Here is a 21,775-nt window from a genome sequence, read left to right on the forward strand (position 1 = left end):
CACACCCGCTTCAGTGGGAAACAAAAATCCTGCTAATTGGTCGAAGCATTGGTATGCGGCAAATCCGCAAGGAACAAGTTGATTATGTACGAAGCTCTTTTAGTTGTTTTCCTTATTGTAGCCATCGCTCTCGTAGCGCTGATTATGCTGCAGCAAGGTAAAGGCGCTGATATGGGAGCCTCCTTCGGAGCAGGCGCTTCCGGTACGCTGTTCGGTTCAAGTGGTTCTGCGAACTTCATGACCCGCACAACGGCGATTCTGGCTACGCTGTTCTTCATCATCAGTCTGGTGCTTGGCAATATCAACAGCAACAAGACCAGCAAAGGAAGCGAGTGGGAAAACCTGAGCGCGCCAGCGAAAACTGAGCAAACTCAGCCAGCTGCACCGGCTAAGCCGACCAGCGATATCCCGCACTAAGTATTCTGTACCGAGGTGGTGGAATTGGTAGACACGCTACCTTGAGGTGGTAGTGCCCTAACGGGCTTGTGGGTTCGAGTCCCATCCTCGGTACCAATATTCCAGAAGAAAGACGTCGAAAGACGTCTTTTTTTTCGTCTGCATATTCTGAGGTGTGGTTTTGTAGGCCCGGTAAGCGCAGCGCCACCGGGCAAAATGGCGGGTGACGCTGCGCTTACCCGCCCTACGAAAGTCCACAAAAAAGGCGTCCATAGGACGCCTTTTGCACGTTATATCAGCGATTACTTCTTATCGCTGTGCTCCAGATTTTCAACCTGCGGCAGACCGTTACCGGAATTCGCGGAGAGCAGGCCATTCTCAACATAGTTGAACAGCTTCTCGCGGGTATCGGTGATGTCCAGGTTACGCATAGTCAGCTGACCGATACGATCGTCCGGCGAGAACACGGATTCACCTTTCTCCATGGTCAGACGCTCTGCTTTATAGGTCAGGTTGTCAGACACGGTGTTCAGGATGGAGTAGTCGTTACCGCGACGCAGCTCCAGCGTCACTTCGCCGGTGATTGCGCTTGCCACCCAACGCTGCAGCGCATCGCGCAGCATCAGCGCCTGTGGATCGAACCAGCGGCCCTGATACAGCAGTTTACCCAGCTGACGGCCATGAGAGTGATACTGCTCAATGGTGTCTTCGTTGTGAATGCCGGTCAGCAGACGCTCGTAAGCGATGTGCAGCAGCGCCATTCCCGGGGCTTCATAGATGCCACGGCTTTTCGCTTCGATGATGCGGTTTTCAATCTGATCGCTCATGCCCAGGCCGTGACGACCGCCAATACGGTTCGCTTCCAGCATCAGCTCAACATCATCAGAGAAGGTTTTGCCGTTCAGCGCAACCGGATGACCACGTTCGAAACGTACTGTCACTTCTTCAGCCTGGATTTTGACGTTCTCGTCCCAGAACTTCACGCCCATGATCGGGTTAACGATCTTCACGCTTGAGTTCAGGAATTCCAGGTCTTTCGCTTCGTGCGTCGCACCCAGCATGTTGGAGTCAGTGGAGTAAGCTTTCTCGACAGACATCTTATAGTCGAAACCGCAGGCGATCATAAACTCGGACATCTCATGACGGCCACCCAGCTCGTCGATGAAGTCGGTATCCAGCCACGGCTTGTAGATCTGCAGTTCGGCGTTGGTCAGCAGGCCATAACGATAGAAACGCTCAATATCGTTGCCTTTATAGGTACTGCCGTCACCCCAGATGTTGACGCCGTCTTCTTTCATCGCCGCAACCAGCATGGTGCCGGTGACCGCACGGCCCAGCGGGGTGGTGTTGAAATAGGTCAGGCCGCCGGTGGTGTTATGGAACGCACCGCACTGAATAGCCGCGATACCTTCAGCGACCAGTTGCTTACGGCAGTCAATCAGGCGCGCGTTCTCTGCACCATACTCTTTAGCGCGACGAGGAATGGCATCATAGTCGTCCTCATCCGGCTGACCCAGGTTCGCGGTATAGGCGTACGGAACCGCTCCCTTCTGGCGCATCCACAGTAGTGCAGCGCTGGTATCCAGGCCACCTGAGAAAGCGATGCCAATACGTTGTCCAACCGGAAGATGCTTGAGAATAGTCGTCATAGAATAAAACCCTGCTTGATTGACTGATTAGAGACCGCTTTCGCTCTCTTGTGCATTTTTATGCAAAATAAGTGAGTATTCATTTAATCATCTTTTGGCGAAGACCGGAAGAGAGTCGTGCGTTTTTTGTAAAAATTTTGGTCTAATTGATCTGGCGGAAGTTGGGTTGACAGGTGGGGTCAACTATCAATATACTAAACGCCGATTTTACGTCCCGTCTTCGGTACCAAATCCCAGCATTATTTGCAAATTCTGTCCAAAACGCGTAGAATTTGCCACGTTTCAGGCGCGGGGTGGAGCAGCCTGGTAGCTCGTCGGGCTCATAACCCGAAGGTCGTCGGTTCAAATCCGGCCCCCGCAACCACTTTCCCATAAAGTTCTTTTTCAAATATACTGTGAAGACTTAGAGCCTTCGTAGCTGGATTTGAAAAAATTCTTTCGGAAAGTGCTCCAGGCCACAGTTGTGGCTATAGGGTTCAGTTATCTAAAGCCCCGATTTATCGGGGTTTTTTGTTATCTGACTACAGAATAACTGGGCTTTACGCCCTTTTTTTATGTCTTGGGGGTGGGCTTGTCCACATTAGAGCAAAAATTAACAGAGATGATTACTGCACCGGTCGAAGCACTGGGCTACGAACTGGTCGGCATCGAATTCGTTCGCGGCCGTACATCGACGCTGCGCATCTATATTGATAGTGAAGATGGCATCAATGTTGATGATTGTGCTGATGTCAGCCACCAGGTGAGTGCGGTTCTTGATGTTGAAGACCCGATTACCGTTGCGTACAACCTGGAAGTTTCCTCACCTGGCCTCGATCGCCCGATGTTCACGGCCGAGCACTATGTGCGCTTTACCGGTGAAGAAGTGGCTCTCGTTCTGCGTATGGCCGTACAGAACCGCCGTAAATGGCAGGGAATTATCAAAGCCGTTGATGGTGAAATGATCACGGTGACAGTCGAAGGCAAAGATGAAGTGTTCGCGCTGAGTAATATCCAGAAGGCGAACCTGGTTCCCCACTTTTAACAGTCTGGATTGAGGTGAAAAGCCCGCGATGAACAAAGAAATTTTGGCTGTTGTTGAAGCCGTCTCCAACGAGAAATCACTGCCGCGTGAGAAGATTTTCGAAGCGCTGGAAAGTGCACTGGCTACAGCAACCAAGAAAAAATACGAACAAGAGATCGATGTTCGCGTAGAAATCGATCGTAAAAGCGGTGACTTCGATACATTCCGTCGTTGGGTAATCGTTGAAGAAGTGACCCAGCCGACCAAAGAGATCACGCTGGAAGCCGCCCGTTTTGAAGACGAAAGTCTGAACGTGGGTGACTACGTTGAAGATCAGATCGAATCTGTGACCTTCGACCGTATCACCACCCAGACCGCTAAACAGGTTATCGTGCAGAAAGTGCGCGAAGCCGAGAGCGCGCTGGTTGTCGATCAGTTCCGCGATCAGGAAGGCGAAATCATTACCGGCGTGGTGAAGAAAGTGAACCGCGACAACATCTCCCTCGAGATCAAATCCGAAGGGTTGCCGGGTAACGCTGAAGCCGTGATCCTGCGTGAAGATATGCTGCCGCGTGAAAACTTCCGCCCGGGCGACCGTATTCGCGGCGTTCTGTACGCGGTACGCCCTGAAGCGCGTGGTGCACAGCTCTTCGTGACCCGTTCTAAACCAGAAATGCTGGTAGAACTGTTCCGTATCGAAGTGCCGGAAATCGGTGAAGAAGTTATCGAAATTAAAGCGGCGGCTCGCGATCCGGGCTCCCGTGCGAAAATTGCGGTGAAAACCAACGACAAGCGTATCGACCCGGTCGGTGCTTGCGTCGGTATGCGCGGTGCGCGCGTTCAGGCAGTTTCTACTGAGCTGGGCGGCGAACGTATTGATATCGTTCTGTGGGATGACAACCCGGCGCAGTTCGTGATCAACGCAATGGCTCCAGCTGATGTGGCGTCTATCGTTGTTGACGAAGACAAACACACCATGGATATCGCTGTTGAAGCGGGCAACCTGGCGCAGGCAATCGGCCGTAACGGTCAGAACGTACGCCTGGCGTCACAGCTGAGCGGCTGGGAACTCAACGTAATGACCGTTGATGACCTGCAGGCTAAGCATCAGGCTGAAGCCCATGCGGCGATCGATACCTTCACTAAATACCTGGATATTGACGAAGACTTCGCCACTGTTCTGGTTGAAGAAGGATTCTCTACGCTGGAAGAACTGGCCTATGTGCCAATGAAAGAGCTGCTGGAAATTGACGGTCTGGATGAACCAACCGTCGAAGCCCTGCGTGAACGCGCTAAAAACGCACTGACCACCCTGGCACTGGCTCAGGAAGAAAGCCTTGGCGATAAGAAGCCGGCTGATGACCTGCTGAATCTGGAAGGTCTTGATCGTGCGATTGCGTTCAAGCTGGCTGCCCGTGGTGTTTGTACGCTGGAAGATCTCGCTGAGCAAGGCGTTGATGACCTGGCTGATATCGAAGGTTTAACCGACGAGAAAGCCGGCGAGCTCATCATGGCCGCACGTAATATTTGCTGGTTCGGCGACGAAGCGTAATAAACTGTAGCAGGAAGGAACAGCATGACTGATGTAACTGTAAAATCGCTGGCTGCTGAGATTCAGACCTCCGTGGACCGCCTGGTACAGCAATTTGCTGATGCAGGGATCCCGAAGTCCGCTGATGACTCGGTGACCGCGCAAGAAAAACAAACCTTGTTAACGCACCTGAACCGTGAACACGGTTCTACGCCTGACAAGTTAACGCTGCAGCGCAAAACGCGCAGCACGTTAAACATCCCTGGTACCGGTGGCAAAAGCAAATCGGTACAAATTGAAGTCCGCAAGACGCGCACCTTTGTAAAACGTGATCCGCAAGAGGCAGAACGCCTTGCCGCGGAAGAGCAGGCACAGCGTGAAGCGGAAGAACAAGCTCAGCGTGAGGCGGAAGCAGCCGCCAAACGTGAAGCAGAATTAAAAGCTGAACGTGAGGCCGCAGAAAAAGCGAAACGCGACGCAAGTGATAAAGTGAAGCGTGACGCTGCGGAAAAAGACAAAGTGAGCAATCAACAGACAGACGAAATGACCAAAACCGCCCAGGCTGAAAAAGCCCGCCGTGAAAATGAAGCTGCCGAGCTGAAGCGTAAAGCGGAAGAAGAAGCCCGCCGTAAGCTGGAAGAAGAAGCTCGCCGCGTCGCCGAAGAAGCGCGCCGCATGGCAGAAGAAAACGAGAAGAATGGTGTGAATACCGTTGAGCCGACTGAAGACACCAGCGACTATCACGTGACCACTTCTCAGCATGCGCGTCAGGCTGAAGATGATAACGACCGTGAAGTAGAAGGCGGCCGTGGCCGTGGTCGTAATGCAAAAGCAGCGCGTCCGGCGAAAAAAGGCAACAAGCACGCTGAATCCAAAGCTGACCGTGAAGAAGCACGCGCGGCTGTTCGCGGTGGTAAAGGCGGCAAGCGTAAAGGTTCCGCGCTGCAGCAGGGCTTCCAGAAGCCGGCTCAGGCCGTTAACCGTGACGTCGTGATTGGCGAAACCATTACCGTTGGCGAACTGGCGAACAAGATGGCGGTTAAAGGCTCTCAGGTCATCAAAGCAATGATGAAGCTGGGTGCCATGGCGACCATCAACCAGGTCATCGATCAGGAAACCGCACAGCTGGTTGCTGAAGAGATGGGCCACAAAGTTATCCTGCGTCGTGAAAACGAGCTGGAAGAAGCGGTAATGAGCGACCGTGACACAGGTGCAGCGGCTGAACCGCGTGCACCGGTTGTGACCATCATGGGTCACGTTGACCACGGTAAAACCTCTCTGCTTGACTACATTCGTTCTACCAAGGTTGCCTCTGGCGAAGCGGGTGGTATTACCCAGCACATCGGTGCTTACCACGTAGAAACTGACAACGGTATGATCACCTTCCTGGATACTCCGGGCCACGCCGCGTTTACCTCAATGCGTGCTCGTGGTGCTCAGGCGACGGATATCGTTGTTCTGGTTGTTGCTGCAGACGACGGCGTCATGCCGCAGACCATCGAAGCTATCCAGCACGCGAAAGCAGCAGGTGTGCCGGTTGTGGTTGCAGTGAACAAGATCGATAAGCCAGAAGCGGATCCCGATCGTGTTAAAAACGAACTTTCCCAGTACGGTATTCTGCCGGAAGAGTGGGGCGGCGAAAGCCAGTTCGTACACGTGTCTGCGAAAGCGGGTACCGGTATCGACGAACTGCTGGACGCGATCCTGCTGCAGGCCGAAGTTCTGGAGCTGAAAGCCATCCGTAACGGTATGGCGAGCGGTGCGGTTATCGAATCCTTCCTGGATAAAGGACGTGGCCCGGTTGCTACCGTTCTGGTTCGCGAAGGTACGCTGCATAAAGGCGATATCGTTCTGTGCGGTTTCGAATACGGTCGCGTTCGTGCGATGCGTAACGAACTGGGTCAGGAAGTGCTGGAAGCAGGTCCGTCCATTCCAGTGGAAATCCTGGGTCTGTCCGGTGTTCCGGCTGCCGGTGACGAAGTGACCGTGGTGCGTGACGAGAAGAAAGCGCGTGAAGTGGCACTGTATCGTCAGGGTAAATTCCGTGAAGTTAAACTGGCTCGTCAGCAGAAATCTAAACTCGAGAACATGTTTGCCAACATGACCGATGGCGAAGTTCACGAAGTGAACATCGTTCTGAAAGCCGACGTTCAGGGTTCTGTGGAAGCGATCTCCGACTCCTTGCTGAAACTGTCTACCGACGAAGTGAAAGTGAAGATCATCGGTTCTGGCGTAGGTGGTATCACCGAAACCGACGCGACCCTGGCTGCTGCCTCCAACGCTATCCTGGTTGGCTTCAACGTTCGTGCGGATGCATCCGCGCGTAAAGTGATTGAAGCTGAAAGCCTGGATCTGCGCTACTACTCCGTCATCTATAACCTGATCGACGAAGTGAAAGCAGCCATGAGCGGCATGCTGTCTCCTGAGCTGAAACAGCAGATCATCGGTCTGGCTGAAGTACGTGACGTGTTCAAATCACCGAAATTCGGTGCGATCGCGGGCTGTATGGTTACCGAAGGTAACATCAAGCGTCACAACCCAATCCGCGTACTGCGTGACAACGTGGTTATCTACGAAGGCGAGCTGGAATCCCTGCGCCGCTTCAAAGATGACGTTAACGAAGTCCGTAACGGCATGGAATGTGGTATCGGCGTGAAGAACTACAACGACGTTCGCGTTGGCGATATGATCGAAGTGTTCGAGATCATCGAAATTCAGCGTACCATCGCTTAATCTTCGTCGGCTTTTGGGCCGCCACTGCGTTGGCTGCGCTCGTTCACCCCGGTCACATAGTTATCTATGTGACCGGGGATTCACGAGCTTGCCGCCTTGTTGCAACCCAAAATCCTTAGAAGATTAACTAGCGTAGGCCGGGTAAGCGAAGCGCCACCCGGCAATAATTTTAAAAGGGGCTTTTAGCCCCTTTTTTGTCTGGAGAATTTATTATGGCGAAAGAATTTGGTCGCCCTCAGCGCGTAGCGCAGGAAATGCAGAAAGAGATCGCACTCATTCTGCAACGTGAAATTAAAGACCCGCGCGTCGGCATGATGACCACCGTTTCCGGTGTCGAAATGTCCCGCGATTTGGCCTATGCAAAAGTGTTCGTCACCTTCCTGAACGATCAGGACGAAGCGGCAGTGAAAAACGGCATTAAAGCGCTGCAGGAAGCCTCTGGTTTCATCCGCTCCCTGCTCGGCAAAGCGATGCGCCTGCGTATCGTGCCTGAGCTGACCTTCTTCTACGACAACTCGCTGGTCGAAGGTATGCGTATGTCCAACCTGGTGACCAGCGTGGTTAAACATGACGACGAACGTCGTGTTAACCCGGCGGACGACAGCAAGGAGGACTAATGAGTCGTCCTCGTCGTCGCGGTCGCGACGTGCATGGTGTGCTGCTGCTGGATAAACCCCAGGGCGCTTCCAGCAACGACGTGCTGCAAAAAGTTAAGCGTATTTATAATGCCAACCGTGCGGGCCACACCGGCGCGCTCGATCCGCTGGCAACCGGCATGCTGCCGGTCTGCCTGGGAGAGGCGACAAAGTTTTCCCAGTACCTGCTCGACTCCGATAAGCGCTACCGCGTTATCGCTAAACTGGGCCAGCGCACGGATACCTCCGACGCGGATGGCCAGGTGGTGGAAGAGCGTCCGGTGACGTTCAGCGCGGAACAGCTTGATGCTGCGCTGGAGAGCTTCCGTGGAGACACGATGCAGGTGCCGTCGATGTATTCGGCGCTGAAATATCAGGGCAAGAAGCTCTACGAATATGCACGCCAGGGCATTGACGTCCCGCGTGAAGCCCGTCCGATCACCGTGTATGAGCTGCTGTTTATTCGCCATGAAGGCGATGAGCTGGAGCTGGAAGTACACTGTTCGAAAGGGACCTATATTCGCACCATCATCGACGACCTCGGTGAAAAGCTGGGCTGCGGTGCGCATGTGATTTACCTGCGCCGCCTGGCGGTGAGCAAGTACCCGGTGGAGCGGATGGTGACCCTGGAACATCTGCGCGAGCTGGTAGAACAGGCGGAAGCGCAGGGGATCGCGCCGGCAGATTTGCTGGATCCCTTGCTGATGCCGATGGACAGTCCGGCAGCGGACTTCCCGGTTGTTAATCTTCCTTTAACATCGTCCGTTTACTTTAAGAACGGCAACCCGGTTCGTACGGCGGAAGCGCCGCTGGAGGGACTGGTACGCGTGACCGAAGGTGACGAAGGGAAATTCATCGGTATGGGCGAAATGGATGGCGAAGGGCGCGTTGCGCCGCGTCGTCTGGTCGTCGAATATCCGGTCGACGCGTGACGGTGGTAACGGCTCACCTTGCGATAAGCAGGGGAGACGAGTAGAATATCGCCGCTTAACGCCTGGTAAATTGTTTAACAATCTGCGGGGCGTACATGGGATTGCTGAATTAGAGATCGGCATCCTTACATTCTTTATACTTTGGAGTTTGAAAATGTCTCTAAGCGTTGAAGCTAAAGCTAAAATCGTTTCTGAGTTTGGTCGTGGTACTAACGACAGCGGTTCTACCGAAGTTCAGGTTGCACTGCTGACTGCACAGATTAACCACCTGCAGGGTCACTTTGCAGAGCACAAAAAAGATCACCACAGCCGTCGTGGTCTGCTGCGTATGGTTTCTCAGCGTCGTAAACTGCTCGACTACCTGAAACGTAAAGATGTTGCACGCTACACCGCGCTGATCGAGCGTCTGGGTCTGCGTCGCTAATTCTTGCGAGTTTCAGAAAAGGGGGCCTGATGGCCCCTTTTTTCAACCAGACGGCAGCAATTCACTGGAAACTATTGTATTGTTGCTATAAATGATCTTCATTGCAGAGGTTCGCGCGGCTAATGAGAGGCTTCACCCATGGGGGTGTTGGTTGTCATTAGTCGCGAGGATGCGAAGAAGGTCGGGTTAAATCGACAGCACACCGGTGGTGTGCTGTCAAACATTTAAGAAAGGACAGAACTTTGCTGAATCCGATCGTTCGTAAATTCCAGTATGGTCAACATACCGTCACGCTGGAAACCGGCATGATGGCACGTCAGGCTACTGCTGCCGTTATGGTAAGCATGGATGACACTGCGGTATTCGTTACCGTTGTTGGCCAGAAAAAAGCTAAACCAGGTCAGGACTTCTTCCCGCTGACCGTTAACTACCAGGAGCGTACCTACGCTGCCGGTAAAATCCCGGGTGGTTTCTTCCGTCGTGAAGGCCGTCCAAGCGAAGGCGAAACGCTGATTGCGCGTCTGATTGACCGCCCGGTTCGTCCGCTGTTCCCGGAAGGCTTCGTTAACGAAGTACAGGTTATCGCGACCGTTGTTTCCGTTAACCCACAGGTTAACCCGGACATCGTTGCCATGATCGGCGCATCCGCTGCCCTGTCACTGTCTGGTATTCCATTCAATGGCCCAATCGGTGCCGCGCGCGTTGGCTACATCAATGACCAGTACGTGCTGAACCCAACCCAGGAAGAGCTGAAAGAAAGTAAGCTGGACCTGGTTGTTGCGGGTACTGAAGCGGCTGTACTGATGGTTGAATCCGAAGCTGAACTGCTGAGCGAAGACCAGATGCTGGGCGCTGTGGTATTTGGCCACGACCAGCAGCAGATCGTTATCCAGAACATCAACGACCTGGTGAAAGAAGCCGGTAAACCACGTTGGGACTGGCAGCCAGAAGCAGCAAACGACGCGCTGAACGCACGCGTTGCAGCCCTGGCAGAATCTCGTCTGAGCGATGCATACCGGATCACTGACAAACAGGCGCGTTACGCACAGGTTGACGTGATCAAGTCTGAGACTATCGCGACGCTGGTTGCTGAAGACGAAGCGCTGGATGCTAACGAACTGAGCGACATCCTGCACGCTATCGAGAAAAACGTTGTTCGTAGCCGTGTACTGGCAGGCGAGCCGCGTATCGATGGCCGCGAAAAAGACATGATCCGTGGTCTGGATGTGCGTACTGGCGTTCTGCCACGTACTCACGGTTCCGCGCTGTTCACCCGTGGCGAAACGCAGGCGCTGGTTACCGCGACCCTGGGTACTGCACGTGACGCACAGATCATCGACGAACTGATGGGCGAGCGCACTGACAGCTTCCTGTTCCACTACAACTTCCCTCCGTACTCCGTAGGTGAAACCGGTATGGTTGGCTCGCCGAAGCGTCGTGAAATTGGTCACGGTCGTCTGGCGAAGCGCGGCGTGCTGGCAGTAATGCCAGAAGCTGACAAGTTCCCGTACACCGTTCGTGTGGTTTCTGAAATCACCGAATCCAACGGTTCTTCTTCCATGGCTTCCGTGTGTGGTGCTTCTCTGGCGCTGATGGATGCAGGCGTGCCAATCAAAGCCGCCGTTGCGGGTATCGCAATGGGCCTGGTGAAAGAAGGCGACAACTTCGTTGTTCTGTCTGACATTCTGGGTGACGAAGACCACCTGGGTGATATGGACTTCAAAGTAGCGGGTTCCCGCGAAGGTATCTCTGCGCTGCAGATGGATATCAAAATTGAAGGTATCACCAAAGAGATCATGCAGGTTGCTCTGAACCAGGCTAAAGGTGCTCGTCTGCACATCCTGGGCGTGATGGAACAGGCGATTAACGCGCCGCGTGGCGACATTTCTCAGTTCGCTCCACGTATCCACACCATCAAGATCAACCCAGATAAGATCAAAGATGTTATCGGTAAGGGCGGTTCCGTAATCCGTGCGCTGACCGAAGAGACTGGCACCACGATCGAAATCGAAGATGACGGTACTGTGAAGATCGCAGCAACCGACGGCGAGAAAGCGAAATTCGCGATCCGTCGCATCGAAGAAATCACGGCAGAGATCGAAGTGGGCCGCGTCTACGCAGGTAAAGTGACCCGTATCGTTGACTTTGGCGCGTTCGTTGCCATCGGTGGCGGTAAAGAAGGTCTGGTTCACATCTCTCAGATCGCTGACAAGCGCGTTGAGAAAGTGACCGATTACCTGCAGATGGGTCAGGAAGTACCGGTGAAAGTTCTGGAAGTTGATCGCCAGGGCCGTATCCGTCTGAGCATTAAAGAAGCAACCGAGCAGTCTCAGCCAGCTGCTGCGCCAGAAGCACAGGCAGCAGAACAGCAAGGCGAGTAAGTTGCCATTTGCCCTCCGCTTTGCGGAGGGCCTATTATCAGGCAGGACGCCTTGTTAAGCCGCCGGGGGACAGGACGTTCATCCAATAGTTGTCTTCGGGAGTGGGAAATGAAGCCTTTTTTGCGCTGGTGTTTCGTTGCGACAGCTTTAACGCTGGCAGGATGCAGCAACTCTGCCTGGCGTAAGAGCGAAGTCCTCGCAGTGCCATTGCAACCGACTTTGCAGCAGGAAGTGATTCTGGCACGCATGGAACAAATACTTGCCAGTCGGGCTTTAACCGATGAAGAACGCGCACAGCTTTTATATGAGCGCGGAGTGTTGTATGATAGTCTCGGTCTGAGGGCATTGGCGCGAAATGATTTTTCACAAGCGCTGGCTATCCGACCTGATATGCCTGAAGTATTCAATTATTTAGGCATTTATTTAACGCAGGCAGGCAATTTTGATGCTGCCTATGAAGCGTTTGATTCTGTACTTGAGCTTGATCCAACTTACAACTACGCGCACTTGAATCGCGGTATCGCATTGTATTACGGCGGTCGTGATAAGTTAGCGCAAGATGATCTGCTGGCGTTTTATCAAGACGATCCTAATGATCCTTTCCGCAGCCTGTGGCTTTACATCGTTGAGCGGAAGCTCGATGAGAAGCAGGCAAAAGAAGCACTGAAACAGCGCTTCGATAAATCGGACAAGGAACAGTGGGGATGGAACATTGTCGAGTTCTACCTGGGCAACATTAGCGAAGCAACGCTGATGGAACGCCTCAAGGCGGACGCAACGGATAACACCTCGCTCGCTGAGCATCTCAGTGAAACCAACTTCTATTTAGGTAAGTACTACCTAAGTCTGGGGGATATGGACAGCGCTACGGCACTGTTCAAATTAGCGGTTGCTAACAACGTACACAACTTCGTTGAGCACCGTTATGCATTGTTGGAATTATCGCTCTTGGGCCAGGAGCATGACGACCTGGCAGAATCGGACCAGCAATAGCTGACGACATAAACATCAGCCCGTAATCTTTTGATTGCCATCACCTTAACTGGTGAGGGCGTTGTTGTTCGTCAATACACCTACTTTGAGCCGGTTCACACTTTTCAATGAAAATTGCTAATCATTTTCACGATGAGCTAAGTAGACTGGCCGCCATTAATATCGAGGCACTTGTACTACATGGCTGAATTCGAAACCACTTTTGCAGATCTGGGCCTGAAGGCTCCTATCCTTGAAGCCCTTAACGATCTGGGTTACGAAAAACCATCTCCGATCCAGGCTGAGTGTATCCCACACCTGCTTTCTGGTCGTGACGTGCTGGGCATGGCCCAGACTGGTAGCGGTAAAACTGCAGCATTCTCGCTGCCGCTGCTGAACAACATTGATCCGGACCTGCGTGCACCGCAGATCCTCGTCCTGGCTCCAACCCGTGAACTGGCTGTTCAGGTTGCAGAAGCAATGACGGAATTCTCTAAACACATGCGCGGCGTAAACGTGGTAGCCCTTTACGGCGGCCAGCGTTATGACGTGCAGTTACGCGCCCTGCGCCAGGGCCCACAGATTGTTGTCGGTACGCCGGGCCGTCTGCTTGATCACCTGAAGCGCGGTACTCTGGACCTCTCTAAACTGAGCGGCCTGGTACTGGATGAAGCAGATGAAATGCTGCGTATGGGCTTCATCGAAGACGTCGAAACCATCATGGCGCAGATCCCGGACGGTCATCAGACCGCGCTGTTCTCTGCCACCATGCCTGAAGCGATTCGTCGTATCACCAAGCGCTTCATGAAAGATCCTCAGGAAGTGCGTATTCAGTCCAGCGTAACCACTCGCCCGGACATCAGCCAGAGCTACTGGTCTGTGTACGGCATGCGCAAAAACGAAGCGCTGGTACGTTTCCTGGAAGCAGAAGATTTTGATGCGGCGATTATCTTCGTTCGTACCAAAAACGCGACCCTGGAAGTGGCTGAAGCCCTGGAGCGTAGCGGCTACAACAGCGCAGCGCTGAACGGCGACATGAACCAGGCCCTGCGTGAGCAGACTCTGGAGCGTCTGAAAGACGGTCGTCTGGATATCCTGATTGCAACCGACGTGGCAGCACGTGGTCTGGACGTTGAGCGTATCAGCCTGGTTGTAAACTACGACATCCCGATGGATTCCGAGTCTTACGTTCACCGTATCGGCCGTACCGGTCGTGCGGGTCGTGCTGGCCGCGCGCTGCTGTTCGTTGAGAACCGCGAGCGTCGTCTGCTGCGTAACATTGAACGCACCATGAAGCTGACCATTCCAGAAGCTGACCTGCCAAACGCAGAGCTGCTGGGCAAACGCCGTCTGGAAAAATTCGCCGCGAAAGTACAGCAGCAGCTGGAAAGCAGCGATCTGGACCAGTACCGTGCGCTGCTGTCGCAGATTCAGCCTGTTGCTGAAGGCGAAGAGCTGGACATGGAAACCCTGGCTGCAGCACTGCTGAAAATGGCTCAGGGCGAACGTAGCCTGATCGTGCCACCAGATGCGCCGATGCGTCCTAAGCGTGAATTCCGTGACCGTGACGATCGCTTCGAACGTCGTGGCGACCGTAATGACCGTGGCCCACGCGGTGACCGTCCAGAGCGTGGTGGTGAAGACCGTCCACGTCGTGAACGTCGTGACGCGGGTGACATGGAACTGTACCGCATTGAAGTGGGCCGTGATGATGGCGTTGAAGTTCGTCACATCGTTGGCGCGATCGCTAACGAAGGCGACATCAGCAGCCGTTACATCGGTAACATCAAGCTGTTCGCATCTCACTCCACCATCGAGCTGCCAAAAGGCATGCCGGGCGAAGTGCTGCAGCACTTTACGCGTACCCGCATCCTGAACAAGCCGATGAACATGCAGCTGATGGGTGATGCACAGCCACGCCCTGACCGCGGTGGTGAACGTCGTGGCGGTGGTCGCAGCTTCGGTGGCGAGCGTCGTGAAGGCGGCCGCAGCGAAGGTCGCGGTGGTGAAGGTCGTCGTTTCTCCGGCGAGCGTCGCGAAAACCGTGGCCCACGTCGTGAAGAAGGCACCAGCCGCCGTCGTTTCGGTGACGCGTAAGCCTTTCGCTTCTGACGTAAAGTAAAATATACAGCCCCGATATACGCTATCGGGGCTTTTTTTATTCCCTTTGTACTCTTGTACTGGTACAGTGCGTCACATTAAAATGCAGAACCGCATGATTGACTGGAGAAAAGGCTGTATGGCGACACTAACCACCACCCAAACGTCACCCTCGCTGCTTGGCGGCGTGGTGATCATTGGCGGTACCATCATTGGTGCTGGGATGTTCTCCCTGCCAGTGGTCATGTCCGGTGCGTGGTTCTTCTGGTCGCTGGCGGCGCTGGTGTTCACCTGGTTCTGCATGCTCCATTCCGGGCTGATGATCCTTGAGGCGAACCTGAACTACCGCATTGGCTCCAGCTTCGACACCATCACCAAAGATCTGCTGGGTAAAGGCTGGAACCTGGTGAACGGGCTGTCCATCGCGTTTGTGCTCTATATCCTGACCTACGCGTATATTTCGGCGAGCGGCTCGATTCTGCATCACACCTTCTCGGAGATGTCGCTGAACGTTCCGGCGCGTCTGGCTGGGTTGTGCTTTGCGCTGGCTGTGGCGTTTATCGTCTGGATGAGTACCAAAGCGGTGAGCCGCATGACGGCGATTGTATTAGGCGCTAAGGTCATCACCTTCTTCCTGACCTTCGGCAGCCTTCTGGGGCACGTGACGCCCGCCACGCTGTTTAACGTTGCCGAAGTGAACACCTCCTACACGCCGTATCTGCTGATGACGCTGCCGTTCTGTCTGGCGTCGTTCGGTTACCACGGTAATGTGCCGAGCCTGATGAAGTACTACGGCAAAGATCCCCGCACCATTGTGAAGTGTCTGGTCTACGGCACGCTGCTGGCGCTGGGTCTGTATGTTATTTGGCTGCTGGGGACGATGGGCAACATCCCGCGTCCGGAATTTATCGGCATTGCCCAGAAGGGCGGTAACATCGACGTGCTGGTGCAGGCGCTGAGCGGCGTGCTGAACAGCCGCAGCCTGGATCTGCTGCTGGTTATCTTCTCTAACTTTGCGGTGGCGAGTTCTTTCCTGGGCGTGACGCTGGGCCTGTTTGACTATCTGGCGGATCTGTTCGGCTTTGATGATTCTGCGATGGGGCGTTTAAAAACCGCGCTGCTGACCTTCCTGCCGCCGATTGTGGGCGGCCTGCTGTGGCCGAACGGCTTCCTGTACGCCATCGGTTATGCAGGGCTGGCGGCAACTATCTGGGCGGCGATTGTGCCGGCGCTGCTGGCGCGCAAATCACGTAAACGCTTCGGCAGCCCAAAATTCCGCGTCTGGGGCGGTAAGCCGATGATTACGCTGATTCTGATATTCGGCGTTGGTAACGCACTGGTACACGTGCTGTCGAGTTTTAACCTGTTGCCCGTTTATCAGTAAAACGATGGGTTGACCCCCTCACCCCGGCCCTCTCCCATAGGGAGAGGGAGAAAAGCAAAAAACTACCCCACCAACTCCTCTTTCACCTGCATCGCCAGTTCAAACGAATGCAAACGCGCCTGGTGATCGAAAATCTGGCCGTTAACCATAATCTCATCCGCCTGCGTTTCGCGCAGCACCGCGTCCAGCCCGTGACGCACTTTCGCCTTATCGCCAACCAGTGACATGCTCAGCGCCTGCTGCACGCCATACTGCTCGGAGGCGGACCACAGCTGATGCATATTCTCCACCGGCGGTGGAAGCTGGCCCGTCTCACCGCGGCGCAGCTTCACAAAAGCCTGCTGCATTGAGGTAAACAGGAATTCCGCGTCGCGATTGCTGTCGGCCGCAACGATGTTGATACACACCATTGCGTACGGCTTCTCAAGACGCTCGGACGGTTTGAAGTTCGTGCGGTAGAGATGCAGCGCCTGATGCAGCATATCCGGGGCAAAGTGGGAGGCAAACGCAAACGGCAGCCCAAGCTGCGCGGCGAGCTGTGCGCTGTAGAGGCTTGATCCCAACAGCCACACCGGGATCTTCTCACCGTAGCCCGGCACCGGGCGCACGTGCGGGTTCGGATCGCGCGCGTCGAACCAGTCCACCAGCTCGGCCACATCGCGCGGGAAGTTGTCGATATCGCCGCTCATATGGCGACGCAGGGCGCGCATGGTTGGCTGATCGCTGCCCGGCGCACGACCAAGACCCAAATCAATACGCCCCGGATAGAGGGTATTCAGGGTGCCAAACTGCTCGGCAATCACCAGCGGGGCGTGGTTCGGCAGCATCACGCCGCCGGAGCCCAGGTGCAGGGTGGTGGTATTTGCCGCCAGATAGCCGATCAAAACCGAGGTCGCGGCGCTGGCGATGCCAACCATATTGTGGTGCTCGGCCAGCCAGTAGCGGTGATAGCCACGCTTTTCGGCCAGCTGAGCCAGATCCAGAGAGTGCGAAAAGGCTTCTCTTGCCGAGGAGCCCTGAGGGATCGGCGCCAGATCCAGCACCGAAAACGGAATGGTTTTGTCAGTCATAACAGCTCACTTTGTCGACGGTCAATCTTTAATACTGCATTAAATAATGATAACCGTTGTTAACAAAGTGAGCCTTTTTTACGCCTGAAGTTCCAGCCCGGCGAGACGTCTCCAGTAGCCGTTGCAGTCGCTGTTTGCCGTCAGCGGCAGCGGAGCGGCGCCGTTTTCATTGGCGCGGAAGGCGTCCAGCATCGCGAACACGCCGGTATCCAGCGGTGACAGACGCACCATGTCCACCAGCCCGTCCATCGACGCCAGCTCGTTGCCGAGGTTATAGACATAGCCGCTCATGGTCTGAATACCGTTGAGGACAAATACCTGCTGATTCTCCTGCGACAGCATGCTGCGTCCGTTCGGGTACTTGATGCAGCAGGTTTCGCATTCGTCTTTCGGGCGGTCTTCCGAGCGCGCGGTGAAGCAGCGGGCGGAGTAGGCCAGCGGCAGATGGCCGTAGCTCAGCACTTCCACTTCAAACTGATTGCGAATGCCCAGCTCGTCGCACTGTTTAAGCAGGTTTGCCAGCCAGTCGCGGGAGAGCTCTACCGGCATGCACCAGCGCGTCATTCCCTGTTTGAGCAGCAGGCGCAGGGTTACGGCGTTGTAGCAGTTCAGGGCATGGCCCGCGACAAACGGCAGCTTGCGTTCAGCGCACATGTTCACCACGCCCAGATCGCTCGCTTCCAGCAGGAACTCGCCGTTTTCAACGTAGCGCTTCAGCTCGCCCAGTTCGGACGACGCCTGCACAAGCGCGAGCGTGGAGAGCACTACCTGCTTGCCGCTTCCGGCCAGGCCTTTCGCCATATCCAGCCAGTCGCCCACTTTTGTGGCGCGGCGCTTGCTGCACACCGCTTCGCCGAGGTAAATCACGTCGGCGCTGCTGGTCGCGGCCTGTTGGTAAAAATCTTCCAGCGTCTCTTTTGGCCAGTAGTAGAGCACCGGTCCTAATGAATATTTCATGATGATCTCACTGCCATTTACGGTGATACGCGCCCAGCGTGGTTTGCGTGCCTTCGGACATCGATCCGAGCGTCTCCATCCATGCCTGCTGTGGAGCGTAGTTCTGCGGGTCCACCATGCAGCGGTCAATGGCCTGACGCCACACTTTCGCTACCTGGCTCACGTAGGCCGGGCTACGCTGACGTCCTTCGATTTTCACCGAGGCAATATTGGCCGCCAGCAGTTCCGGCAGTAGCTCCAGCGTGTTGAGGCTGGTCGGCTCCTCCAGCGCGTGATAGCGCTCGCCGTCGACCAGATAGCGGCCTTTACACAGGGTAGGATAACCGGCGTTTTCCCCGTCCTGGTAGCGGTCAATCAGCACCTCATTCAGGCGGGATTCCAGCCCCTGTGGGGTCTGCTGCCAGCGGACAAAGCGGGCAGGAGAGCAGGCCCCGACGGTATTCGGCGATTCACCGGTTAAATAAGAGGAAAGATAGCAACGGCCTTCAGCCATGATGCACAGGCTGCCAAAGGCAAAAACCTCCAGCGGCACTGGCGTGACGCGCGCGAGTTGCTTAACCTGATGAATAGAGAGCACGCGCGGCAGCACCACGCGGGCCACGTCAAAGTGTTGATGATAAAAACGCACCGCCTCTTCGTTGGTGGCAGATGCCTGAACAGAGACGTGGCGCTCAATATGGGGATAGCGTTCTGCCGCATACTCAAGCATGGCGAGGTCGGCCAGGATCAGCGCATCGGCACCCAGCTGTGCCGCCATATCCACCGCGCGCTGCCAGCGGGCATAGCCGTCAGGATGAGCAAAGGTATTGATGGCGATATGCAGCTTGCGGCGGTGCTGGTGAACGAAGTTAACGGCTTCCTGAAGCTTTTTCTCCGTAAAGTTGAGGCCAGCAAAATGGCGGGCGTTGGTATCATCCTTCAGCCCGATATAGACCGCATCGGCCCCATTTTCGATGGCCGCCTTAAGCGCCGGAAGGTTTCCGGCTGGGCAGAGCAGCTCCATAATTTATCCTGATGTAGTCGATCGCAAAATTGTTAACGAGCTGGGATTTTAATTAACCCATACGCGACAATTTTTGATTTAAGGCAGCTAATGGCGTATTGATGACACCAATAATGAGGTACGGCTGACGACGGTTTGTTGATTTACGCCGCTATGTTGTGCTTCGGATATGGCAAAATAGCAGGACTATAGATATCAGGGAGTAAAGCTCGTGCTGGATAAACTGCGTTCACGTCTCGTACAATTTGGTCCATCAATGCTGAGCGTGCCGGTCAGGCTGGCGCCGTTCGCGCTTAAACGCCAGGTGCTGGAGCAGGTCCTGAGCTGGCAGTTCCGCCAGGCGCTGCAGGACGGCGAGCTGGAATTCCTGGAAGGCCGCTGGTTAAGCATTGAGGTGCGTGACATCGGGCTGAGCTGGTTTACCTCCGTTGAGAATGACCAGCTGATCGTACGCGAATCCGCCGACGCGGATGTGAGCTTTAGCGCCAACGCCAGCGATCTGCTGATGATCGCCGCGCGTAAGCAGGATCCGGATACGCTCTTCTTCCAGCGCCGTCTGGTGATTGAAGGCGACACGGAGCTGGGCCTGTACGTGAAGAATTTAATGGATGCCATTGAGCTGGAGCAGATGCCAAAAGCGCTGCGCGTGATGTTAATGCAAATGGCAGATTTCGTTGAGGCCGGGCTGAAAACCCCGCCGGACGGTAAACACACTTCAGTAGGTGAGCCATGCTGATTCGAGTCGAAATTGGGATTGATGCGCCGGGGATCGATGCGTTGTTACGCCGCGCCTTTGCGAGCGATGCCGAAGCCCAACTGGTCCACGACCTTCGCGAAGACGGCCTGATTACGCTGGGGCTGGTTGCCACCGATGACGAAGGTCAGGTGGTGGGCTATGTTGCCTTCAGTCCGGTCATCGTTCAGGGCGAAGAGCTGCAGTGGGTCGGCATGGCGCCGCTGGCGGTAGATGAAAGCTATCGCGGGCAAGGTCTGGCGCGCCAGCTGGTCTATGAAGGGCTGGATTCGCTCAATGAGTTTGGCTATGCCGCCGTTGTCACGCTGGGCGATCCGGCGTTCTATGGCCGTTTAGGCTTTGAGCAGGCCGCGCATTACGATCTGCGCTGTCGCTGGCCGGGTACGGAATCCGCTTTCCAGGTCCACCGCCTGGCGGACGACGCGCTCAACGGCGTCAACGGCCTGGTCGAGTATCACGACCATTTCAATCGCTTTTAATCAGGCTCTCGCGTAGCGCCTCAAAGGAGCCGTCTCCGGTCACGAGGCGCTCTTTCTGGCGCTTTGTCAGCTGCTTGATGCGGTATTCCAGCCTGAGCGCCAGCGATCGGTCGCCGACTGCCGCTGAGAAGGCGAGCTGTAATTCCCCTTTCCCCCGCAGCGCTTTTGCCCCTTTCCCCGTTTGATGTTGTAAAAAACGCCGCGCCACATCGGTGGTGATCCCGGTGTAGAGGGCGTTATCAGCGGTTCGGACAAGATAGAGAAACCAGCACACGGTAAACGGATTCAGTATGTTAAGGTGAACGCACCATAGCATGAGAGAGAACGAAAATGGAAACACTGGCCGCCATTAACCGCTGGCTGGCAAAGCAGCATGTTGTCACCTGGTGCGTCTATGACGAGGGGGAAATGTGGTGCGCAAATGCGTTTTACTACTACGATCCTGAGCGCGTGGCTTTTTATGTCATGAGCGAAGACAAAACGCGGCATGCGCAGATGACCGGCCAGCAGGCAAAGGTGGCGGGGACGGTAAACGGCCAGCCGAAAACGGTCGCGCTGATCCGCGGCGTGCAGTTTAAAGGGGAGATCCGTCGTCTGGATGGTGAAGAGAGCGATGCGCGCCGTAAGCTCTACACGCGCCGCTTTCCCGTTGCCGCTGCGCTAAAAGCCCCGGTGTGGGAAATCCGCCTCGATGAGCTGAAATTTACCGACAACACCCTGGGCTTTGGCAAGAAGCTGCACTGGTTACGCGCCGAGCAGGCGTAGCGCTTCGCGGTTAAACGCCGGGAGATCGTCCGGGGTTCGGCTGGTGATCAGCTGGTCTTTGTCGTTGACCACCTCCTGATCGTAAAACTCGGCCCCCGCATTTTTCAGATCGATAACTATCGGTTTCACGGCGGTAAGCTTACGCCCGCGGACCACGTCTGCGCTGATGAGCAGCTGCGGGCCGTGGCAGATGGCAAAGACCGGTTTGCCGGTAGAGACAAAATCCCGGGTGAAGGTCACGAAGCGCTCGTCCCCGCGCAAGGAATCCGGGGAATGGCCGCCGGGTAACAGCAGGGCGTCAAAATCTGAGGGACTCACGTTATCGATGGTCTCATCGATGGTTACGGTCGCCTCGCCCTTATGGCCTGTCACCGTTTTACCCGCCTCTTTCTCAATGGTGATGACCTCATGTCCCGCCTTGCGGAACGCCTCTGCTGGAGAGGTGAATTCTGAATCTTCAAACTCGTCGGTAATCAAGACTGCGATTTTCTTGCCCATGCTTCCTCCGTTGTTTTGGCTTCAGACTGATTTTTCTCCGCTTGTGGTAAATACTTACCCGTAACAGACTTCTAAGTGTGGTCGACGACGCTGAGTTCGCAAACGGACA

General features: G+C 55.1%; 21 protein-coding genes and 2 tRNA genes. 17 read left to right on the top strand and 6 right to left on the bottom strand.

Annotated elements, in window-relative coordinates; translation table 11 throughout:
* Nucleotides 1–84: 84 nt before the first annotated feature.
* Together secG and AC1VYI_RS04285 are read left to right on the top strand one after the other, a co-directional pair.
* The gene (gene secG / locus AC1VYI_RS04280; protein WP_023309338.1) at nt 85–417 is read left to right on the top strand and encodes a preprotein translocase subunit SecG; all 333 of its coding nucleotides are present in this window, start codon (nt 85–87) and stop codon (nt 415–417) included.
* A 9-nt stretch (nt 418–426) separates the two neighbouring features.
* Nucleotides 427–513: transfer RNA gene (locus AC1VYI_RS04285), tRNA-Leu, on the top strand.
* Between the two features lie 185 nt (nt 514–698).
* Here AC1VYI_RS04285 and argG read toward each other — a convergent pair.
* Nucleotides 699–2,045, bottom strand: coding sequence for an argininosuccinate synthase (argG, locus tag AC1VYI_RS04290; protein ID WP_023309336.1), 1,347 nt, complete (start codon nt 2,043–2,045; stop codon nt 699–701).
* A 287-nt stretch (nt 2,046–2,332) separates the two neighbouring features.
* Here argG and AC1VYI_RS04295 point away from each other — a divergent pair.
* The 12 genes from AC1VYI_RS04295 to mtr all read left to right on the top strand — a co-directional run bounded on the left by AC1VYI_RS04295 (nt 2,333) and on the right by mtr (nt 16,140).
* Nucleotides 2,333–2,409 (top strand) — tRNA-Met (locus tag AC1VYI_RS04295).
* Between the two features lie 207 nt (nt 2,410–2,616).
* The gene (rimP, locus tag AC1VYI_RS04300; protein ID WP_014833432.1) at nt 2,617–3,069 is read left to right on the top strand and encodes a ribosome maturation factor RimP; all 453 of its coding nucleotides are present in this window, start codon (nt 2,617–2,619) and stop codon (nt 3,067–3,069) included.
* A gap of 28 nt (nt 3,070–3,097) precedes the next feature.
* Entirely contained in the window at nt 3,098–4,600 is a 1,503-nt protein-coding gene (nusA, locus tag AC1VYI_RS04305) for a transcription termination factor NusA (protein ID WP_482877926.1), read from the top strand.
* A gap of 24 nt (nt 4,601–4,624) precedes the next feature.
* Nucleotides 4,625–7,312: a translation initiation factor IF-2 gene (gene infB, locus AC1VYI_RS04310; RefSeq protein ID WP_023309335.1), complete on the top strand. Its 2,688-nt coding sequence runs from the start codon at nt 4,625–4,627 to the stop codon at nt 7,310–7,312.
* Between the two features lie 212 nt (nt 7,313–7,524).
* A complete protein-coding gene (gene rbfA / locus AC1VYI_RS04315; protein ID WP_003024988.1) occupies nt 7,525–7,929 on the top strand; it encodes a 30S ribosome-binding factor RbfA in 405 nt (134 codons plus the stop codon).
* Nucleotides 7,929–8,879, top strand: coding sequence for a tRNA pseudouridine(55) synthase TruB (gene truB / locus AC1VYI_RS04320; protein ID WP_045355410.1), 951 nt, complete (start codon nt 7,929–7,931; stop codon nt 8,877–8,879). The genes rbfA and truB overlap by 1 nt, the downstream gene beginning before the upstream one ends.
* Nucleotides 8,880–9,033: 154 nt before the next feature.
* Complete coding sequence (rpsO, locus tag AC1VYI_RS04325; protein ID WP_003861789.1) at nt 9,034–9,303, top strand: 30S ribosomal protein S15; 270 nt, start codon at nt 9,034–9,036, stop codon at nt 9,301–9,303.
* A gap of 242 nt (nt 9,304–9,545) precedes the next feature.
* Nucleotides 9,546–11,684: a polyribonucleotide nucleotidyltransferase gene (pnp, locus tag AC1VYI_RS04330; protein WP_134867109.1), complete on the top strand. Its 2,139-nt coding sequence runs from the start codon at nt 9,546–9,548 to the stop codon at nt 11,682–11,684.
* A 108-nt stretch (nt 11,685–11,792) separates the two neighbouring features.
* Nucleotides 11,793–12,677: a lipoprotein NlpI gene (nlpI, locus tag AC1VYI_RS04335; protein WP_023309331.1), complete on the top strand. Its 885-nt coding sequence runs from the start codon at nt 11,793–11,795 to the stop codon at nt 12,675–12,677.
* A gap of 107 nt (nt 12,678–12,784) precedes the next feature.
* Nucleotides 12,785–12,865 (top strand): protein YrbN, encoded by an 81-nt coding sequence (gene yrbN, locus AC1VYI_RS04340; protein ID WP_097397692.1) that lies wholly within the window; start codon nt 12,785–12,787, stop codon nt 12,863–12,865.
* Entirely contained in the window at nt 12,858–14,753 is a 1,896-nt protein-coding gene (locus AC1VYI_RS04345) for a DEAD/DEAH family ATP-dependent RNA helicase (RefSeq protein WP_023309330.1), read from the top strand. Before yrbN ends, AC1VYI_RS04345 begins: the two co-directional genes overlap by 8 nt.
* A gap of 142 nt (nt 14,754–14,895) precedes the next feature.
* Nucleotides 14,896–16,140: a tryptophan permease gene (mtr, locus tag AC1VYI_RS04350; protein WP_134867110.1), complete on the top strand. Its 1,245-nt coding sequence runs from the start codon at nt 14,896–14,898 to the stop codon at nt 16,138–16,140.
* A 62-nt stretch (nt 16,141–16,202) separates the two neighbouring features.
* Here the strand turns inward: mtr and AC1VYI_RS04355 are convergent, their stop codons facing one another.
* From AC1VYI_RS04355 to ubiU, 3 genes are all read right to left on the bottom strand, one after another.
* The gene (locus tag AC1VYI_RS04355) at nt 16,203–17,210 is read right to left on the bottom strand and encodes a luciferase-like monooxygenase (RefSeq protein ID WP_045355411.1); all 1,008 of its coding nucleotides are present in this window, start codon (nt 17,208–17,210) and stop codon (nt 16,203–16,205) included.
* 78 nt (nt 17,211–17,288) lie between these two features.
* Nucleotides 17,289–18,167 carry a U32 family peptidase gene (locus AC1VYI_RS04360; protein ID WP_134867111.1) on the bottom strand — a complete coding sequence of 293 codons (879 nt, stop codon included), beginning with the start codon at nt 18,165–18,167 and terminating at the stop codon, nt 17,289–17,291.
* 7 nt (nt 18,168–18,174) lie between these two features.
* A complete protein-coding gene (ubiU, locus tag AC1VYI_RS04365) occupies nt 18,175–19,170 on the bottom strand; it encodes a ubiquinone anaerobic biosynthesis protein UbiU (protein WP_047743559.1) in 996 nt (331 codons plus the stop codon).
* Between the two features lie 211 nt (nt 19,171–19,381).
* Here ubiU and ubiT point away from each other — a divergent pair, with 211 nt between their 5' ends.
* Both ubiT and AC1VYI_RS04375 read left to right on the top strand, forming a co-directional pair.
* On the top strand, nt 19,382–19,906 hold the full coding sequence (gene ubiT, locus AC1VYI_RS04370; protein ID WP_134867112.1) for a ubiquinone anaerobic biosynthesis accessory factor UbiT: 525 nt from the start codon (nt 19,382–19,384) through the stop codon (nt 19,904–19,906).
* Complete coding sequence (locus AC1VYI_RS04375) at nt 19,900–20,403, top strand: GNAT family N-acetyltransferase (RefSeq protein WP_023309324.1); 504 nt, start codon at nt 19,900–19,902, stop codon at nt 20,401–20,403. The genes ubiT and AC1VYI_RS04375 overlap by 7 nt, the downstream gene beginning before the upstream one ends.
* Here AC1VYI_RS04375 and AC1VYI_RS04380 read toward each other — a convergent pair.
* Nucleotides 20,390–20,719: a GIY-YIG nuclease family protein gene (locus AC1VYI_RS04380; protein ID WP_023309323.1), complete on the bottom strand. Its 330-nt coding sequence runs from the start codon at nt 20,717–20,719 to the stop codon at nt 20,390–20,392. The genes AC1VYI_RS04375 and AC1VYI_RS04380 overlap by 14 nt on opposite strands.
* 14 nt (nt 20,720–20,733) lie before the next feature.
* Between AC1VYI_RS04380 and AC1VYI_RS04385 the strand changes: the two genes are divergently transcribed.
* A complete protein-coding gene (locus AC1VYI_RS04385; RefSeq protein WP_023309322.1) occupies nt 20,734–21,168 on the top strand; it encodes a YhbP family protein in 435 nt (144 codons plus the stop codon).
* On the opposite strand, the gene AC1VYI_RS04390 is transcribed toward AC1VYI_RS04385, so the two are convergent.
* Nucleotides 21,148–21,666 (bottom strand): type 1 glutamine amidotransferase domain-containing protein, encoded by a 519-nt coding sequence (locus tag AC1VYI_RS04390; RefSeq protein ID WP_023309321.1) that lies wholly within the window; start codon nt 21,664–21,666, stop codon nt 21,148–21,150. The two genes, AC1VYI_RS04385 and AC1VYI_RS04390, sit on opposite strands and share 21 nt — an antisense overlap.
* Nucleotides 21,667–21,775: the final 109 nt, after the last annotated feature.

The sequence above is a fragment of the Enterobacter sp. QK-SA4 genome, from assembly GCF_056856775.1.

Excerpts from the sequence above, each read along its gene's own strand:
- secG (WP_023309338.1), top strand. The coding sequence starts at position 85 with ATGTACGAAGCTCTTTTAGTTGTTTTCCTTATTGTAGCCATCGCTCTC.
- argG (WP_023309336.1), bottom strand. The coding sequence starts at position 2,045 with ATGACGACTATTCTCAAGCATCTTCCGGTTGGACAACGTATTGGCATC.
- nusA (WP_482877926.1), top strand. The coding sequence starts at position 3,098 with ATGAACAAAGAAATTTTGGCTGTTGTTGAAGCCGTCTCCAACGAGAAA.
- infB (WP_023309335.1), top strand. The coding sequence starts at position 4,625 with ATGACTGATGTAACTGTAAAATCGCTGGCTGCTGAGATTCAGACCTCC.
- rbfA (WP_003024988.1), top strand. The coding sequence starts at position 7,525 with ATGGCGAAAGAATTTGGTCGCCCTCAGCGCGTAGCGCAGGAAATGCAG.
- truB (WP_045355410.1), top strand. The coding sequence starts at position 7,929 with ATGAGTCGTCCTCGTCGTCGCGGTCGCGACGTGCATGGTGTGCTGCTG.
- rpsO (WP_003861789.1), top strand. The coding sequence starts at position 9,034 with ATGTCTCTAAGCGTTGAAGCTAAAGCTAAAATCGTTTCTGAGTTTGGT.
- nlpI (WP_023309331.1), top strand. The coding sequence starts at position 11,793 with ATGAAGCCTTTTTTGCGCTGGTGTTTCGTTGCGACAGCTTTAACGCTG.
- yrbN (WP_097397692.1), top strand. The coding sequence starts at position 12,785 with ATGAAAATTGCTAATCATTTTCACGATGAGCTAAGTAGACTGGCCGCC.
- AC1VYI_RS04345 (WP_023309330.1), top strand. The coding sequence starts at position 12,858 with ATGGCTGAATTCGAAACCACTTTTGCAGATCTGGGCCTGAAGGCTCCT.
- mtr (WP_134867110.1), top strand. The coding sequence starts at position 14,896 with ATGGCGACACTAACCACCACCCAAACGTCACCCTCGCTGCTTGGCGGC.
- AC1VYI_RS04355 (WP_045355411.1), bottom strand. The coding sequence starts at position 17,210 with ATGACTGACAAAACCATTCCGTTTTCGGTGCTGGATCTGGCGCCGATC.
- AC1VYI_RS04360 (WP_134867111.1), bottom strand. The coding sequence starts at position 18,167 with ATGAAATATTCATTAGGACCGGTGCTCTACTACTGGCCAAAAGAGACG.
- ubiU (WP_047743559.1), bottom strand. The coding sequence starts at position 19,170 with ATGGAGCTGCTCTGCCCAGCCGGAAACCTTCCGGCGCTTAAGGCGGCC.
- AC1VYI_RS04375 (WP_023309324.1), top strand. The coding sequence starts at position 19,900 with ATGCTGATTCGAGTCGAAATTGGGATTGATGCGCCGGGGATCGATGCG.
- AC1VYI_RS04380 (WP_023309323.1), bottom strand. The coding sequence starts at position 20,719 with ATGCTATGGTGCGTTCACCTTAACATACTGAATCCGTTTACCGTGTGC.
- AC1VYI_RS04385 (WP_023309322.1), top strand. The coding sequence starts at position 20,734 with ATGGAAACACTGGCCGCCATTAACCGCTGGCTGGCAAAGCAGCATGTT.
- AC1VYI_RS04390 (WP_023309321.1), bottom strand. The coding sequence starts at position 21,666 with ATGGGCAAGAAAATCGCAGTCTTGATTACCGACGAGTTTGAAGATTCA.